Source organism: Enterococcus sp. DIV0901a, from assembly GCF_051711525.1.
In the GTDB taxonomy this organism is placed as follows: domain Bacteria; phylum Bacillota; class Bacilli; order Lactobacillales; family Enterococcaceae; genus Enterococcus_B; species Enterococcus_B faecium.
The window spans coordinates 2,464,615-2,480,000 of sequence record NZ_JBIOMW010000001.1; the positions used below are offsets into that span (position 1 = coordinate 2,464,615).

General features: G+C 40.8%; 10 protein-coding genes, 24 tRNA genes, 1 riboswitch and 1 other annotated feature (2 of these 36 only partly in view). Of the genes, 4 read left to right on the forward strand and 30 right to left on the reverse strand.

Features of this window, described 5'->3' with window-relative positions; all coding sequences use genetic code 11:
• Nucleotides 1-141: a binding site (T-box leader), on the reverse strand; it reaches 66 nt to the left of the window's first position.
• 69 nt (nt 142-210) lie between these two features.
• Nucleotides 211-2,229 carry a LysM peptidoglycan-binding domain-containing protein gene (locus IGL70_RS11795; protein ID WP_002307949.1) on the reverse strand — a complete coding sequence of 673 codons (2,019 nt, stop codon included), beginning with the start codon at nt 2,227-2,229 and terminating at the stop codon, nt 211-213.
• Between the two features lie 369 nt (nt 2,230-2,598).
• Here IGL70_RS11795 and IGL70_RS11800 point away from each other — a divergent pair, with 369 nt between their 5' ends.
• The 3 genes from IGL70_RS11800 to IGL70_RS11810 are packed head-to-tail and all read left to right on the forward strand — an operon-like array spanning nt 2,599 to nt 4,777.
• Nucleotides 2,599-3,255: a phosphatase PAP2 family protein gene (locus tag IGL70_RS11800; RefSeq protein WP_002297384.1), complete on the forward strand. Its 657-nt coding sequence runs from the start codon at nt 2,599-2,601 to the stop codon at nt 3,253-3,255.
• On the forward strand, nt 3,255-4,211 hold the full coding sequence (locus IGL70_RS11805; protein ID WP_002285909.1) for a TIGR01212 family radical SAM protein: 957 nt from the start codon (nt 3,255-3,257) through the stop codon (nt 4,209-4,211). Before IGL70_RS11800 ends, IGL70_RS11805 begins: the two co-directional genes overlap by 1 nt.
• A complete protein-coding gene (locus IGL70_RS11810; protein ID WP_002285906.1) occupies nt 4,211-4,777 on the forward strand; it encodes a class I SAM-dependent methyltransferase in 567 nt (188 codons plus the stop codon). Before IGL70_RS11805 ends, IGL70_RS11810 begins: the two co-directional genes overlap by 1 nt.
• 204 nt (nt 4,778-4,981) lie before the next feature.
• Here the strand turns inward: IGL70_RS11810 and IGL70_RS11815 are convergent, their stop codons facing one another.
• Both IGL70_RS11815 and IGL70_RS11820 read right to left on the reverse strand, forming a co-directional pair.
• A complete protein-coding gene (locus tag IGL70_RS11815; RefSeq protein WP_002318388.1) occupies nt 4,982-6,751 on the reverse strand; it encodes an ABC transporter ATP-binding protein in 1,770 nt (589 codons plus the stop codon).
• Nucleotides 6,752-6,753: 2 nt separating this feature from the next.
• Entirely contained in the window at nt 6,754-8,466 is a 1,713-nt protein-coding gene (locus tag IGL70_RS11820) for an ABC transporter ATP-binding protein (protein WP_002318389.1), read from the reverse strand.
• A 114-nt stretch (nt 8,467-8,580) separates the two neighbouring features.
• Between IGL70_RS11820 and IGL70_RS11825 the strand changes: the two genes are divergently transcribed.
• The gene (locus IGL70_RS11825; RefSeq protein WP_104873803.1) at nt 8,581-9,249 is read left to right on the forward strand and encodes a TetR family transcriptional regulator; all 669 of its coding nucleotides are present in this window, start codon (nt 8,581-8,583) and stop codon (nt 9,247-9,249) included.
• Between the two features lie 66 nt (nt 9,250-9,315).
• Here the strand turns inward: IGL70_RS11825 and IGL70_RS11830 are convergent, their stop codons facing one another.
• The 27 genes from IGL70_RS11830 to IGL70_RS11960 all read right to left on the reverse strand — a co-directional run.
• Nucleotides 9,316-10,104 (reverse strand): alpha/beta hydrolase, encoded by a 789-nt coding sequence (locus IGL70_RS11830; protein ID WP_002299077.1) that lies wholly within the window; start codon nt 10,102-10,104, stop codon nt 9,316-9,318.
• 82 nt (nt 10,105-10,186) lie between these two features.
• Nucleotides 10,187-11,659: an MDR family MFS transporter gene (locus tag IGL70_RS11835; RefSeq protein WP_002318392.1), complete on the reverse strand. Its 1,473-nt coding sequence runs from the start codon at nt 11,657-11,659 to the stop codon at nt 10,187-10,189.
• Between the two features lie 129 nt (nt 11,660-11,788).
• A complete protein-coding gene (gene metK, locus IGL70_RS11840; protein WP_002289731.1) occupies nt 11,789-12,982 on the reverse strand; it encodes a methionine adenosyltransferase in 1,194 nt (397 codons plus the stop codon).
• A riboswitch (SMK box riboswitch) is annotated at nt 12,980-13,059 on the reverse strand. Its footprint overlaps the gene before it by 3 nt.
• 188 nt (nt 13,060-13,247) lie before the next feature.
• Nucleotides 13,248-13,319, reverse strand: a tRNA-Glu gene (locus IGL70_RS11845).
• Between the two features lie 11 nt (nt 13,320-13,330).
• Nucleotides 13,331-13,404: transfer RNA gene (locus IGL70_RS11850), tRNA-Ile, on the reverse strand.
• Between the two features lie 12 nt (nt 13,405-13,416).
• Nucleotides 13,417-13,487 (reverse strand) — tRNA-Gly (locus IGL70_RS11855).
• A 4-nt stretch (nt 13,488-13,491) separates the two neighbouring features.
• A tRNA-Phe gene (locus IGL70_RS11860) sits at nt 13,492-13,564 on the reverse strand.
• Between the two features lie 3 nt (nt 13,565-13,567).
• Nucleotides 13,568-13,640, reverse strand: a tRNA-Asp gene (locus tag IGL70_RS11865).
• 18 nt (nt 13,641-13,658) lie between these two features.
• Nucleotides 13,659-13,732: transfer RNA gene (locus tag IGL70_RS11870), tRNA-Met, on the reverse strand.
• Between the two features lie 12 nt (nt 13,733-13,744).
• Nucleotides 13,745-13,834 (reverse strand) — tRNA-Ser (locus IGL70_RS11875).
• A gap of 22 nt (nt 13,835-13,856) precedes the next feature.
• A tRNA-Glu gene (locus IGL70_RS11880) sits at nt 13,857-13,928 on the reverse strand.
• Between the two features lie 21 nt (nt 13,929-13,949).
• Nucleotides 13,950-14,037: transfer RNA gene (locus tag IGL70_RS11885), tRNA-Ser, on the reverse strand.
• A gap of 24 nt (nt 14,038-14,061) precedes the next feature.
• Nucleotides 14,062-14,135 (reverse strand) — tRNA-Ile (locus IGL70_RS11890).
• A gap of 13 nt (nt 14,136-14,148) precedes the next feature.
• A tRNA-Gly gene (locus tag IGL70_RS11895) sits at nt 14,149-14,219 on the reverse strand.
• 1 nt (nt 14,220) lies between these two features.
• A tRNA-Asp gene (locus tag IGL70_RS11900) sits at nt 14,221-14,296 on the reverse strand.
• Between the two features lie 18 nt (nt 14,297-14,314).
• Nucleotides 14,315-14,388: transfer RNA gene (locus IGL70_RS11905), tRNA-Met, on the reverse strand.
• 12 nt (nt 14,389-14,400) lie between these two features.
• Nucleotides 14,401-14,490 (reverse strand) — tRNA-Ser (locus IGL70_RS11910).
• A 23-nt stretch (nt 14,491-14,513) separates the two neighbouring features.
• Nucleotides 14,514-14,587, reverse strand: a tRNA-Ile gene (locus tag IGL70_RS11915).
• 13 nt (nt 14,588-14,600) lie between these two features.
• A tRNA-Met gene (locus IGL70_RS11920) sits at nt 14,601-14,674 on the reverse strand.
• A 27-nt stretch (nt 14,675-14,701) separates the two neighbouring features.
• Nucleotides 14,702-14,774 (reverse strand) — tRNA-Ala (locus IGL70_RS11925).
• Nucleotides 14,775-14,793: 19 nt separating this feature from the next.
• Nucleotides 14,794-14,867 (reverse strand) — tRNA-Pro (locus IGL70_RS11930).
• A gap of 9 nt (nt 14,868-14,876) precedes the next feature.
• A tRNA-Arg gene (locus tag IGL70_RS11935) sits at nt 14,877-14,950 on the reverse strand.
• A 10-nt stretch (nt 14,951-14,960) separates the two neighbouring features.
• A tRNA-Leu gene (locus tag IGL70_RS11940) sits at nt 14,961-15,046 on the reverse strand.
• A gap of 16 nt (nt 15,047-15,062) precedes the next feature.
• Nucleotides 15,063-15,134: transfer RNA gene (locus IGL70_RS11945), tRNA-Gly, on the reverse strand.
• An 11-nt stretch (nt 15,135-15,145) separates the two neighbouring features.
• Nucleotides 15,146-15,218, reverse strand: a tRNA-Thr gene (locus tag IGL70_RS11950).
• Nucleotides 15,219-15,235: 17 nt separating this feature from the next.
• A tRNA-Leu gene (locus IGL70_RS11955) sits at nt 15,236-15,317 on the reverse strand.
• Between the two features lie 7 nt (nt 15,318-15,324).
• Nucleotides 15,325-15,386 (reverse strand) — tRNA-Lys (locus tag IGL70_RS11960) (it continues 11 nt past the right edge of the window).

Genomic DNA, 15,386 nt, shown 5'->3' on the forward strand with positions numbered 1-15,386 from the left:
CGGCCGTCACCGCCGCTTGCTTACTCGGGTATTCAGCAAGGGCAACTCAAAGGCGAGTTCAAAAGCATCCGTGCACATTCTCACCAGCCATGCGCTCTCTGAAACTTCAGTCTTTTTACTACTTCCTTTTCAAGTGTTGTCATATTTAAGTAGCCTTATAGTAACAAATATTTTTGTGGAATTCAATCGTTATTTCTTCGAACAGCTATTTTATTTAGCTACAATCAACGTTTGACCTGGATAAATAAAGTTGTTCTTAATATTGTTCCATTCGATTAGTTGAGCCATTGTAATTCCATGACTGTCAGCAACACTCCAAACAGATTCTCCAGATTTCACAGTATAGGTTTTCGAACCAGTAACTGATTGTTGGTTTGTTGATTGAGATGAACCTTTCTTCACAATCACTTGCTGTCCTGGATAGATGAAATTATTTTTGATATTATTCCATTCGATTAACTGATCCATCGTGATATGATGTTTGTTCGCTACGCTCCAAACTGACTCGCCCGCTTTCACGGTATACATCGTATTACCAGTGGATGATGTACTTGTCGTAGCAGACGTATTCGGTGTATTTGGTTTCGCTGCAGAAGTAGTTGAACCTGTATTTGTATTTGCCGAAGTTCCACCTTTAACGATCAATTGCTGTCCTGGATAAATGAAGTTGTTTTTGATATTATTCCATTCGATTAACTGATCCATCGTGATGCCGTTTTTATTTGCCACGCTCCAAACAGATTCACCTGCTTTCACGGTATAAGTGCCTTGAGACGAACTGCTGCCAGTATTAACTGAACTGCTGTTATTTGTATTGGTTGACGAACCTGTATTACCTGACGTGCTGTTTGTTGATCCACTGTTTGAAACAGTCAGTTGTTGTCCTGGGTAGATAAAGTTATTTTGGATATTGTTCCATTGGATTAGCTGAGCCATCGTAATTCCGTATTTATTTGAGACGCTCCAAACAGAGTCTCCGGCTTTAACTGTATATTTCGTTCCTGAAGCTGTATTAGAAGAACTTGAGCTGGACGAACTAGAGCCACTTGTATTCCCAGTATTTGAGCCAGTATTTGCTCCAGCATTAGAAGAACCGCCATTTGATACGATTAGCTGTTGTCCTGGATAAACGAAATTGTTCTTGATATTGTTCCATTCAATCAATTGAGCCATCGTAATTCCGTGATCATTTGAGATCTTCCAAACAGAATCACCAGATTGAACAGTGTATTTCGCACCAGTTGTTTGTCCTCCGTTTGATGTACCAGCATTTCCTGAAGAATTGGTATTGTTACCGGAATTATTCGTCGAAGAGCCATTTTCCTGGCTACCTTTGATTGTCAGTTTTTGTCCTGGATAAATGAAATTGTTTTGGATGTTGTTCCATTGGATCAATTGATCCATTGTGATACCGAATTTATTTGAGATTCCCCAAACAGAATCACCAGATTGGACAGTATAAGTGGTCGAAGTTGCTGAACCTGAGTTTGTATTACCAGAATTGCTTGAACCGCCAGTACTACCTGTACTTCCAGTATTATTGCCACCTGTAGTCGCTCCACCGCCTGCGTTTCCGCTAGCTGGTGTATCATATTGGGTCAATCCGTAAGTTGCGATGATATTATTTAATTTGCCTGCGTAACCAGGATCAGTCGCATAACGCCCTGTCAAACAAGCTGTCGCATCTGTATAGGATTTCGTGTTGCTCTTCCAAGTACCGGCATAGTAATAACCGTTGCCAAATGAAGTATTTCTAAGTACATAGGCATTGTCATTGAAAGATTCAGCAAAAGAAGGATATTGTCGGAAAGGCTCCTTTTTATTTACCCATTGATTATTTAAAAATTCAAGCGTATCCATGTAGACGGTTTGTCCTTGATAGCTGCCTTTTATCCCAAAAAGATTATAATAAGGTGCTTGAGATAACGCACTACTGCCCCAACCGCTTTCTACAACTGCTTGTGCGATCATCACTGATGCATATAGATCGTTGGCTTGAGCGATTGGTTGAGCATAAGTAGCAATTTCTGTGATAAATGCCGCTGTATTGATTCTTGCGCCGAACTGAACAGGTGTTTCATCCGCTTGAACAGGAACCGGCTGTACTAATGGGGCAGCGACAGAACAGCCTACCATCGCAGTTCCCACGATTGCTGCCCCTCGTTTTGCTTTTCGAAAACGTTTGGTCTGTTCTAAACGTCTCCGTTCTTTTCTTGCAATGTTTTCCATCTTCTATCCTCCAACTTCAATTTATCTATTATTAATAATTATAACTTCTCTTAATATTTATTAAAAGTTATTTAAGAGCTTTGTTGTTTTTTGTAATCATATTGTAATTTACCGTAATGAACAACTTCTGTTCATTTTCAAGTTCTTCCTACGTCTACGTTCTTGTTTAAAAGGATTTCGAAAAACACTGATTTTATTTCCCTAACATTTCATTTGCATTACCAAAAAATGTCTTTCCGATTACAGTTATTTTTTTTATAAGAATATTGGTTATTCAAAGAGGAATCATACATTGGTTTTATCTCTTTACCGTTTTTTTCGCTGGACCAAAAATGCTATAATAAGTCATTGCTTCAAAGGAGGAATTGTATGAAATATAAAACATCATTTCAGGTGGCTGGTAGCTTCTTTCTTGTCCTGTTTTTCATTTTGGGCTGGATCGTAAAGTTCCATCTGTCGTGGCTTTCTGGTTTCGATCAGTGGTTTACAGGCATTGTCAGAGCTTCTTATCCTGATCTGAACAGCTACCAACTCTTTATGACTAAATTCGGTAATCCTCTTACCGTCATCATTTTATTTGCTTGTGCGGCTTTATGGATGTGGTATAAGAAAAAAAGGGCAGAAACATTTTGGTTCGTTTCTGGATTTATTGTAATTGCTGGAATCATCAACCCGGTGATCAAACTATTTTTCATGCGAGAGCGTCCTTCATTGGCGCACTTAGTAGTTGAAACAAGTTACAGTTTCCCTAGTGGACATGCAGCAGGCAGTATGATTCTTTACGGTTCTTTACTATTTCTGCTTCCAGCTTTTGTTCAAAAAAGAACCTTACGCACATTGCTTCAATTGCTGATGGTGTTTATTATAGTAAGTGTCGGGATAAGCCGCATTTATCTGGGCGTTCATTTTCCTACTGATATCATCGGCGGCTACTTACTCAGTCTTTCTTGGCTGTGCCTGACTTATCCAGTGTATAGAGAAAAAAGAAAACAAATAGATAACTCTTACAGAAAGAAGGACTTTTAATGACTTTTCCTTATTCAGAAGGAAATAAAAGATATCATTCTTGGAATTACGCTTTACGAAATGAGTTTGGCGGGAAAATTTTCAAGGTGCCTATCGATGGAGGGTTCGACTGCCCGAATCGAGATGGGACTGTTGCCCATGGCGGATGTACTTTTTGCAGTGTATCTGGTTCGGGTGACATGATCGTTGCACCTGAAGACCCTCTTCCAATCCAATTCCAGAAAGAAATCGACATGATGCATCAAAAATGGCCTCATGTCCAACAATACATCGTTTATTTCCAAAATTTTACAAACACCCATGCGCCAGTTGAAATAATCAAAGAACGATTTGAGCAAGTAGTCAATTTACCAGGTGTCGTAGGATTATCAGTCGGTACACGACCGGATTGTCTGCCAGATGAAGTAGTTGATTACCTTGCTGAACTGAACGAGCGGATGTATTTATGGGTAGAACTTGGATTGCAAACAACTTTTGAAGAAACTTCAAAACTGATCAACCGAGCACATGATTATCAAACTTATTTAGATGGCGTGGCTAAATTACGCAAACATAATATCCGTGTTTGTACTCATTTGATCAACGGATTACCAGGCGAAAGTTTAGAAATGATGAAAGAAAATGTCAGACGCACCATTTTAGATTCAGATATCCAAGGAATCAAGCTCCATTTGATGCATCTGATGCGCAAAACGAGAATGTTGCGGGACTATCATGAAGGTCGCCTTCAATTAATGAGCCGTCCTGACTATGTCAATGTCATTTGCGACCAGCTGGAAATGATACCAAAAGAGATCATCATCCATCGTTTGACAGGGGATGCGCCGTGGGATTCCTTGATTGGACCAATGTGGAGCTTGAAAAAATGGGAAGTCTTGAATGCAATTGATGAAGAACTTCTTCGCAGAGATAGCTTCCAAGGAAAATATGATGTACGGAAAAAGGTGAGCGTCTGATGTTGCAAACTGCTTTGCATTTCAGCCATACATTACTGCAAGAAATCTTGCAACCAGGGGATCACGTCGTAGATGCAACGATGGGCAATGGCCACGATACGGTTTTTCTAGCAGAACACATCGGAAAAACTGGTCATGTCTATAGTTTCGATATCCAGCAACAAGCAATCGATGCTACTCGTGAAAGGCTAGAACAGCGTCAGTTAGAAGAACGTGTCTCATTGTTTCTACAAGGCCACGAAACGTTAGGAGAAGTGATAGCTGAACAACAAAATCTCAAAGCAGGGATTTTCAATCTAGGGTATCTCCCAAAAAGTGATAAAGCAATCATCACTATGCCAGAGACTACACGCACAGCTATGGAAGAAATATTGAAACGACTTGTGCCTCGCGGACGATTGATCCTTGTCGTCTACTATGGTCATGAAGGTGGAGAAAAAGAACTGGATATGGTTGATTCTTTTTGTTCCAAACTGCCACAGGAAACATATAATGTGCTGAATTATCGGTTTATCAACCAAAAGAACCAGCCGCCTATTTTATATTGTATTGAGAAAAAAAGATAAATAAAAAACGCAAAACATAAATGATATGTTTTGCGTTTTTTTCTCTAATACTCAGGTTAAGGCGTTGATTTCATAACCTCTTTATTCACGGTGCTCAAAAGCTTATATCTGCGGTAATAAGTCCAACCAAATCAAAAACATGAGAAGCTGTTTTTGATTGGCTGTTCTTATTACTTGATGCAGGACAGCTTTTTCACAACCTCTTTATTCAAATACAAATTGATTATGATAAAGTTCCGCATAAAATCCATTTTCTGCTAATAACTCGTGATGACTGCCTTCTTCAATGACTTCCCCATCACGCAAGACAACGATTCTATCTGCATTCAAGATTGTTTTCAGCCGGTGAGCAATCACAAAGCTGGTTCTTCCTTTGATTGCTTCATCCATTGCTTTTTGGATCCTTGCTTCTGTTACCGTGTCTACATTACTTGTTGCTTCATCCAAAATCAATAAAGATGGATTTGTGATGATCGTTCGAGCAATACTGATCAACTGCTTTTGACCTGTACTGAATAAGTTATTTTCTTCGGATATCTCTGTATCATAACCTTTTTCTAACGTCATGATGAAGTCATGAATATTCGCTTGTTTTGCTGCATTGATGACTTCTTCATCTGAAGCGTCCGGTTTGCCGAATGTGATATTGTCTTTGATCGTTCCGGAGAACAATACAGATTCTTGCAAAACGATTCCTACATGTCTACGTAATGCATCAAGATCATAATCTCGGATATCTATTCCATCGATGACTACTGAACCATCATTGACATCGTAAAAACGGTTTAGCAGATTCATGATCGTCGTTTTCCCCGATCCTGTTGGACCAACAAGAGCAACCATTTCTCCTTTGTCCACATTGATCGAGACATCTTTCAAGACTAGTTTTTCTGGAGAATAACCAAAATCTACGTGCTGCAACGCAAGACCTTTTTCAACACCATCAAATGCTTTACCGTTTTCTGGTTTGACTTCATCTTTTTCATCAAACATTTCATTCAATCGTCTTGCCCCTGTAATCGCTAATTGGATCATGCTGTATCCAGATGAAATCTGCATCAGTGGTTGGTAATATTGTTGTGAATACTGGACGAATGTCACAACTAAGCCTAATGCCACCGAACGTTCCAAATCACCATTTAATGCTAACCAGCCGCCGAAAAAGATAACTATCGCTGTATTGACCAGTGACATTCCTTGCATCATCGGAAATAGTAGACCAGAATAAGCTTGTCCTTTGAAGGTTGCTTCGCGAACACTTTGATTATGCTCTAAGAATCCTTCAATCGTTTCTTCTTGTAAGCCATTTGTGATGATGACACGTTGTCCGCTGATTTTTTCATCCATATAACCATTTAGTTTCCCCACTTCATCTTGCTGAAGATCCACATATTTCCGTGCTTTGCGGATAATCAAGACAGCTATCAAAACGGCTACTGGAGTTGAAGCAATTGTAGCCCAAGCTAACTCTACATTTTGGCGGAACATCATGATCAAGATCCCGACAAGTAAAACAGCATTCGTGATGACTTGAAGCAAAGCTTGGTTCAAACTATTTTGAATATTATCTAAGTCACTGGTAAAACGACTTAAAATTTCACCGTCTTGATGAGAATCAAAGAAACGGATCGTCAATTTTTCCAATTTGTTGAATAGACCGATACGCATTCGGTTCGTTGACTTCCCTACTACTTGTGTGAACAAAATACTATAGATAAAGTTGGCTGCACTAGCTAGTACATAAAACAGCAAGAGTTTCCATATTACAGAAACAAATTTGCTTTTATCGTCTACGCCTTGCATCAAGCCTCCTACGTAATTAGCTAATTCTTGAAAAGCTTCCCCGATGTATTGAGGTGCCTTTACTTGTAGATAGGTAGCAATGATCACTGTGATAAAGATAAAGAAAAAGGAGAGTTTGTACCGCTTCAAATAGTGATAGAAAAATTTACTTGCTTTTATTAGATCAGTCATACTTACTCCTCCGTTCCTTTTTGAGTTTCAAAGATTTCCTGATAGACACGGTTTCCAGCTACCAATTCCTCATGGGTTCCTTCGCCGACTAATCTGCCTTCATCCAATACTAAGATGCGGTCTGCTTTGACAACAGAAGCAATTTTTTGTGCGATGACAATCGTCGTTGTTCCCTTCAAATCTCGATCGAGTGCTTCTCGGACCAGCTTTTCAGAGCGAGCATCCAGTGCACTCGTACTGTCATCTAGGATCAAGATCTTTGGATTACCGATAACGCCACGAGTAATGGATAAACGTTGCTTTTGACCACCAGAAAAGTTACTGCTACGTTCTTCTACTGGTGCTTCGTAACGATCAGATAACTTTTCGATGAATTCTTTTGCTTGAGCAATAGAAGAAGCATGTTCCATCTCTTTTTCTGTTGCATTCTTTTTCCCTTGACGCAAGTTTTGAGCAATCGTTCCTGAGAATAAAATTGCTTTTTGCAAAACAAAGGAAACCGTTTGTCTTAAACTCTTTTCATTTACTTGACGAAGATCTACACCACCTACTTCAACTTTGCCTTCTGTCGGATCAAATAGACGAGGGATCAATTGTGCTAGTGTTGACTTCCCGGCACCAGTCGCCCCGACGATACCAACCATTTCTCCAGGTTTGATAGAAAAGCTGATATCTTTAAGCGTATCTGTATCCTCACCAGGATAACGAAAAGAAACATGGTCAAAAGTGACAGAACCCGTCAACTCTTGTTCTGGAACGTCTAAATAAGTAAGATCTGGTTCAGCATCTAAAATTTCCGCAATCCGCTTCAGGGATACGGCTGCTCTTGAAGTCATCATCATCATCATTCCGCCAATAATGATTGCCATCATAATCTGCATCAAGTAGTTCATGAATGAAGCAATTCCACCAATTAACGTAGGATCATCTTTAACAAGATCGCTCACAAAAAAGATCGCCCCAACCACAGCCAAATTGGCAGCCAGCATGAAGGACGGGATCATCACAGAAAATAATGTACCGACTATGATGTTGTGTTTTGTTAAGTCCTCACTTACTTTGCTGAATGACTTCAATTGGTTTTCTTCTTGTACAAAAGATTTCACTACACGAATCCCTAGTAAGTTTTCTTTTGCAATGCTATTCACACGATCAATCAGTTTTTGAATGATCATGAAGTGCTTGCCCATCCTTGTAAATGAAAGTGCCGTAATCAGAAATACCGTAACGATAAGCGCTACGATGATCCACCATAATTGCGGCATCGTGATCATAGCTAAAATGAAGGCACCAATAAATAAGAATGGAATTCGAAAAAGTGATTGCAAAGAAATCATCACTAAATTTTGGATTTGCGTGATATCATTTGTTAGACGAACAACAAGATTTCCAGCAGAGAACTGTTCGATATTTCCAAATGAAAATGTCTGGATCTTTCGAAATGCTTCTTCTCGGATATCTGCACTTACGCCTTGAGCTACTTTTGCAGAGAAAATCGTGTTCGTTACACCTGCGGCTAATCCTAGCAAAGCCAGACTGATCAGGTAAATACCAATTGTTTTCATTTCATCATTATCTTCTGTAATAATAGCTTCCAATACTTGCTGTAGTAACTTAGGTTGCCATAATGCTGCTGCAACCATGACTGCTACGGACAGCAAGGAAATAAAAACAGCTACTTTATATTTTTTCGCATGTCGTAAGATTAATTTCATTCGTTGATTACACCCCTTTGTTTAAATTGACAGGACTAATTTAACACTGTAAAATTAGACCGACTAACAATTTACCATGTTTAAAAAGATAATGCAATACACGAGGTTGATAAAATGGAAATAAAGCTTTCTCAAGCAATCATCATTCAGGCCGCCTTTGATATCCTGGCTGAAACACAAGCTCTTTCGCAGCTTTCCATGCGAAACATCGCAAACAGAATTCATGTTCAAGCACCTGCTTTATATTGGTATTTCAAAAACAAACAACAGCTCTTGCAAAAAATGGCTGAAACAATGGAAGAAGAATTAGCGCTTCCAGATCCAACTTTGCCTTGGAATGAACAGTTGCTGCAGTATATGGAAAATTACTATGACCTTTATACACGTTTCCCTTGTGGGGCAGAATTAGAAATCAATACTGTGCCCGCTTTTCCGAGTCGATTAGAACATTTGGAGCAAATGATCCAATTACTTGTTCGTGAAGGATTTTCAGTCACCCAAAGTCATCAGGCCATTGCCTCTCTCCACAATTTATTGATTGGACAGTTAATGGATCAGCAGCATGAACAGCAGCTTCGACAAAAAATTATGGACGGAAATGAATTTTTGAAAGAAACAGTTCTATTTATGCGTAATTATGTAGTTGAAAATCAATTAGAGGGATTTAAAGAAAGTATGCAGTCCCATGCAGAATTGAATGAAAAAGCACTCTTTCTAACGAGTGCACAAACCTATATTGAAGGCTTATGCCAACAAAATAAAAGAAGAGGAAACAAGCAGTAAAAAAGCTCCTATAGAGATCACTATGTTTGTGATCTCTATAGGAGCTATCTTTTTAAGACTCTTTTTTTATTTTTCTTCCATTAGCCACGCCAATGCACGTTGAATCCATTGGTCCCAGAAGATCCAGTTATGATCGCCAGGTCCTTGTTCAAAGGTGACCGCCAAGCCTTGTTCCTGCATAGCAGATACCATTTCCTGATTTGCCTGATAAAGAAAATCAGATTCCCCACAAGCCATATAAAATCTTGGAACTGGTTTTCCGCTTTTTACTAGTTCTTTCAATAAGTATTGCGGATCATTTTTTGAACCTTCGATTTGATCCAATGGTCCAAAAATCCCTTCCCAAAAAGCTGCTTTACGAACCATCAAAAGATCATCCATTCGATTTCCTACAGAAACAGCGCCTGAAAGAGAGATTACTGCTGCGAAATTTTCTGATTTTGCAAGGCCTAGTTTTAACGCGCCATATCCGCCCATCGATAATCCAGCGGCATATGTTTTTTCTCTTTTTCTTGTTAATTGCGGGAATAATTCATGACAAATCTCAGGTAGCTCTTCTGCAATGAATGTCCAATACTTCATGTCATAAACTGTATCTGTGTACCAGCCAAGATCAGTAGATGGCATGATGACAGCTAATCCGTAGTCTGCTACATAACGTTCAATCGACGTACGTCTTTCCCATACACTATGATTGCCACCCATTCCATGAAGTAAATATAAAACAGGTATATCCGTTGTCTCTTGCTCTGAACTGGTGCCAATCACCTTTTTTGTTGTTTGCGGTAGTATCACATTTAGATTGACTTCCATTTCTAACACATTCGAATAAATATTTGCTTGAATAAATGCCATATTTTCGCCTTCCTTAGTAAGAAGTTATTTTTGAATAACTTTAAATTTGAATGATTCGGCTACGTACATATCTTAACCGAAACTACTGTTTTATTTTACCACTTTTTTCATGAACGAAAAGCGTTAAGACCAAAGCAATGATCACGAGTAACAAGCCAACTAGATAAACGGAATGTAACCCATCATAAAGAATTTTTCTTAATGGTAACAAAATATCCGCATCAATATATTTAGCCGTTTGTGGATTCACCAGTTTATTCATGATATCTGCATCATTTGTTAAATTTGCTGCTGCAAGTTCTCGTTTAGTTACCCCATTTATCAATAAACCAAAAATAGAAACCATGACTGTTTGACCAATTGTTCGAACTAACGTATTAAAAGAAGTTGCTACACCAAGCTGGTCACGAGATACACTATTTTGTGCACTGACAGTCGAGGTAGTCATGGTCACACCTAAGCCTATACCGATGACCGTTGATATAGCAAAAAACCATAAATAGTTACTTCTGAAAGGCATAAGATACAACCAAGCGCCCCCAATAGCTGCGATTAGTAGTCCAATTCTCAAGACCCAATGAGTTTTCATTTGAGTCATCCACTTGCTTGCAAGGAAAGAACCGACCATCCAGACTAGTGATAATGGTGCTAATACCAACCCACCAATTGCTGCATTCAGTCCTAATACACCTTGCATCCACATAGGAATATAAACATCGATTCCCATCAAAAAACCACTAGCCAATGCTGCAGCCAAGTTTACCACAACAAATAGTGGATTTTTGAATAAATGCATCATGATGACAGGATCTTTAGCTCTTTTTTCAGCAAAAATAAAAACACCCAACAGTACGATACTGCCTAGCAACAAAGCAGAAACAAGCGGACTCATTCCCTCGTCTCCTAATAATTGGAACCCTAACAGCAATGAGACCAGCATAGCCATCAAACTAAAACTACCAAAAATATCCATTGGTTTAGACTCATGTATGATTTTTGGTTCATTTAAATATAGCCAAATCAAAATAATTAATAGAATACCGATCGGCACATTGATAAAAAAGATCCAGTGCCAGCTGATCGTTTCAACGATGAATCCTCCCGCAAGCGGTCCAAAAACACTGGCAATCCCCCAGGCTGAACTATTCAAACCTAAAACTTTTGCTCGCTTTTCAATAGAATAAAGATCGCCGATGATCGTCAAAGCTACTGGCATCATTGCCCCAGCACCCATCCCTTGAATCGCACGAGCAGCAATCAACCCAATCATGCTTTGAGATAAACCGCAAAATAACGAACCGATAATAAACAATAATGTCCCAAAAATAAAGATTGGTTTCCGTCCCACTTTATCCGCAAGTTTTCCGTAAATCGGAGTAAGCATAGCGTTTGTCAGTAAATAAATCGAAAATACCCAGTTCATGATTTCCATTCCATGTAATGAACCGACAATCGTTGGCATAGCGGTTGTTACGATTGTACCTTCAATAGCCGTCATGAACGTTGCAATGAAAATACTCACTGTGACCAAAGTAACATTTGTTTCTTTTTTCATCTTATTCCTCCCTTTCATTATGACAGGATCTAAAAATAGATAAATAATTACTATCTTTTTCAAGAGGTTAACTGCCATAAAAAAAGCTGGAACAACCACCACTTGGCGATCGTTCCAGCTGAATATAACTTATTTTGCTAAACTTGCTTTCAACGCATCTACTTTGTCCGTATGTTCCCAAGGCAAATCTACATCTGTACGACCAAAATGACCGTAAGCAGCTGTTTGTTTGTAAATCGGACGACGCAAATCAAGCATCTCGATGATTCCTGCTGGCCGAAGATCGAAGTTTTCTCTCACTGCAGCAATCAGTTCTTCTTCCGGAACCGTTCCAGTACCGAAAGTATTGATTGAGATCGAAACAGGTTGAGCAACACCAATCGCATAAGCTAGCTGTACTTCTGCTTTGCGAGCAAGCCCTGCTGCAACAATGTTTTTAGCAATATAACGTGCAGCATAGCTGGCAGAACGGTCAACTTTTGTCGCATCTTTACCAGAAAAAGCACCGCCACCATGACGAGCATAACCGCCATACGTATCAACAATGATTTTTCTTCCTGTTAATCCGGCATCCCCTTGAGGACCACCAATGACAAATCGGCCAGTCGGATTGATATAATATTTCGTTTGATCATCTAATAATTCAGCTGGAATAACTTCCTTCACTACTTTTTCGATGACATCATGACGAATTGTTTCATTATCTACTGCATCATCATGCTGTGTTGAAATAACGATTGTATCTACGCGTTCCGGTTGTCCTTGATCATCATATTCAACCGTTACTTGAGATTTTGCATCTGGACGTAAATACGTTAATTCATTTGATTTACGCAAATCTGCCAAGCGGCGTACCAGACGATGACTCAAAGCAATTGGTAAAGGCATCAATTCTGGTGTTTCATCTACAGCAAACCCAAACATTAAACCTTGGTCGCCAGCACCAATCTCATCTAATACGTCTTTTTTATCTTCATCCCGGATCTCAAGTGCTTCATCAACTCCTTGAGCAATATCAGGAGATTGTTCATCAATCGCAACCAATACAGCTGCTGTATCTCCATCAAATCCGAATTTTGCACGTGTATAACCAATTTCTTTTATTGTTTCCCGTACGACTTTTTGAATATCTACATATGCCGTCGTAGATATTTCTCCAAATACTAAAACAAGACCAGTTGTTACAGACGTTTCACACGCTACTCGTGCTGTTGGATCTTGTTTTAAAATTGCATCCAAGATTGCATCACTGATTTGGTCAGCAATTTTATCTGGATGTCCTTCAGAAACAGATTCTGATGTAAATAAGTGTCTTTCTACCATTATAATGATTCCCCCTAGTTAAAGTCGGTTACAAGGCATCTCCGTCCTGCGGATCCTTTCGGGAACTTGCAACGAACCAAGTATAGCAGATAAAACAGTTTTCTGCTCGTATTTTTTCATTTTTTTGCTTAAAAAATATAAAAATATTTTACATTAGAACTGTCCAAAAAAGCTTAGCACAATCATCCATAAAGATAACTCTGCTAAGCTTTTTAAAATCATTCTTTCAGATAAAAAGAAAAAGATACTCAAAAAGTATCTTTCATGACCCGTACGGGATTCGAACCCGTGTTACCGCCGTGAAAGGGCGGTGTCTTAACCGCTTGACCAACGGGCCAATAAAATAAATGGGCCTAAATGGACTCGAACCATCGACCTCACGCTTATCAGGCGTGCGCTCTAACCAGCTGAGCTATAGGCCCATAAAAACTAAAAGCGGGTGACGAGAATCGAACTCGCGACAACAGCTTGGAAGGCTGTGGTTTTACCACTAAACTACACCCGCATAATGGCGCGGGACAGAATCGAACTGCCGACACATGGAGCTTCAATCCATTGCTCTACCAACTGAGCTACCGAGCCAAACGGTTCCGACGGGAATCGAACCCGCGATCTCCTGCGTGACAGGCAGGCATGTTAACCCCTACACCACGGAACCAATGTTTTTAGTTTTTAATTGCGGGAGCAGGATTTGAACCTACGACCTTCGGGTTATGAGCCCGACGAGCTACCAGACTGCTCCATCCCGCGATAATATGAAAAAGGAGGATAAGGGATTCGAACCCTTGCACGGTTTTACCCGCCTGACGGTTTTCAAGACCGTTCCCTTCAGCCGGACTTGGGTAATCCTCCATGTAAAACTATATTAAATTAATGACCCGTACGGGATTCGAACCCGTGTTACCGCCGTGAAAGGGCGGTGTCTTAACCGCTTGACCAACGGGCCAGGTAAAACAAAATATTGAAACGGAGAAGGAGGGATTTGAACCCTCGCGCCGGTTTCCCGACCTACACCCTTAGCAGGGGCGCCTCTTCAGCCACTTGAGTACTTCCCCAAAACCAATAAGATTTTGTACTAATGGGCCTAAATGGACTCGAACCATCGACCTCACGCTTATCAGGCGTGCGCTCTAACCAGCTGAGCTATAGGCCCATAAAAAACTAAAAGCGGGTGACGAGAATCGAACTCGCGACAACAGCTTGGAAGGCTGTGGTTTTACCACTAAACTACACCCGCATGGCGGTTCCGACGGGAATCGAACCCGCGATCTCCTGCGTGACAGGCAGGCATGTTAACCCCTACACCACGGAACCAGTGTTTTTAGTTTTTAATTGCGGGAGCAGGATTTGAACCTACGACCTTCGGGTTATGAGCCCGACGAGCTACCAGACTGCTCCATCCCGCGATAATATGAAAAAGGAGGATAAGGGATTCGAACCCTTGCACGGTTTTACCCGCCTGACGGTTTTCAAGACCGTTCCCTTCAGCCGGACTTGGGTAATCCTCCATATGAAACTTACAACGCCACAATGGACCTTGTAGGACTCGAACCTACGACCGGACGGTTATGAGCCGTCTGCTCTAACCAACTGAGCTAAAGGTCCAGGCTCTTAAAAATCGCGGCGGAGGGGATCGAACCCCCGACCTCCCGGGTATGAACCGGACGCTCTAGCCAGCTGAGCTACACCGCGAAAAAGATATTCATTATTTAAATGAAATGGAGCCTAGCGGGATCGAACCGCTGACCTCCTGCGTGCAAAGCAGGCGCTCTCCCAGCTGAGCTAAGGCCCCGTGTTTAAATTTATAATTATCGGGAAGACAGGATTCGAACCTGCGACCCCTTGGTCCCAAACCAAGTGCTCTACCAAGCTGAGCTACTTCCCGTTTAATTAACGCGCCCAAGAGGAGTCGAACCCCTAACCTTTTGATCCGTAGTCAAACACTCTATCCAGTTGAGCTATGGGCGCATATTTGAAATGCCGAGGACCGGAATCGAACCGGTACGGTGATCACTCACCGCAGGATTTTAAGTCCTGTGCGTCTGCCAGTTCCGCCACCCCGGCGCGATTGCTTTGGCAAAGCGGAAAACGGGGTTCGAACCCGCGACCCCCACCTTGGCAAGGTGGTGCTCTACCACTGAGCTATTTCCGCGTGTTTAAAGATGCCGGCTAAAGGACTTGAACCCTCGACCCTCTGATTACAAATCAGATGCTCTACCAACTGAGCTAAGCCGGCATGTAAAACTTAAATTATGCGGGTGAAGGGACTTGAACCCCCACGCCGTAAGGCGCTAGATCCTAAATCTAGTGCGTCTGCCAATTCCGCCACACCCGCAAAAATATGAGCCGTACAGGGCTCGAACCTGTGACCCTCTGATTAAAAGTCAGATGCTCTACCAACTGA

Coding starts and splice junctions, on each gene's coding strand:
- metK (WP_002289731.1), bottom strand. CDS start 12,982: ATGGTAGAAAGACACTTATTTACATCAGAATCTGTTTCTGAAGGACAT.
- IGL70_RS11805 (WP_002285909.1), top strand. CDS start 3,255: ATGACTTTTCCTTATTCAGAAGGAAATAAAAGATATCATTCTTGGAAT.
- IGL70_RS11830 (WP_002299077.1), bottom strand. CDS start 10,104: ATGGCATTTATTCAAGCAAATATTTATTCGAATGTGTTAGAAATGGAA.
- IGL70_RS11810 (WP_002285906.1), top strand. CDS start 4,211: ATGTTGCAAACTGCTTTGCATTTCAGCCATACATTACTGCAAGAAATC.
- IGL70_RS11820 (WP_002318389.1), bottom strand. CDS start 8,466: ATGAAATTAATCTTACGACATGCGAAAAAATATAAAGTAGCTGTTTTT.
- IGL70_RS11835 (WP_002318392.1), bottom strand. CDS start 11,659: ATGAAAAAAGAAACAAATGTTACTTTGGTCACAGTGAGTATTTTCATT.
- IGL70_RS11825 (WP_104873803.1), top strand. CDS start 8,581: ATGGAAATAAAGCTTTCTCAAGCAATCATCATTCAGGCCGCCTTTGAT.
- IGL70_RS11815 (WP_002318388.1), bottom strand. CDS start 6,751: ATGACTGATCTAATAAAAGCAAGTAAATTTTTCTATCACTATTTGAAG.
- IGL70_RS11795 (WP_002307949.1), bottom strand. CDS start 2,229: ATGGAAAACATTGCAAGAAAAGAACGGAGACGTTTAGAACAGACCAAA.
- IGL70_RS11800 (WP_002297384.1), top strand. CDS start 2,599: ATGAAATATAAAACATCATTTCAGGTGGCTGGTAGCTTCTTTCTTGTC.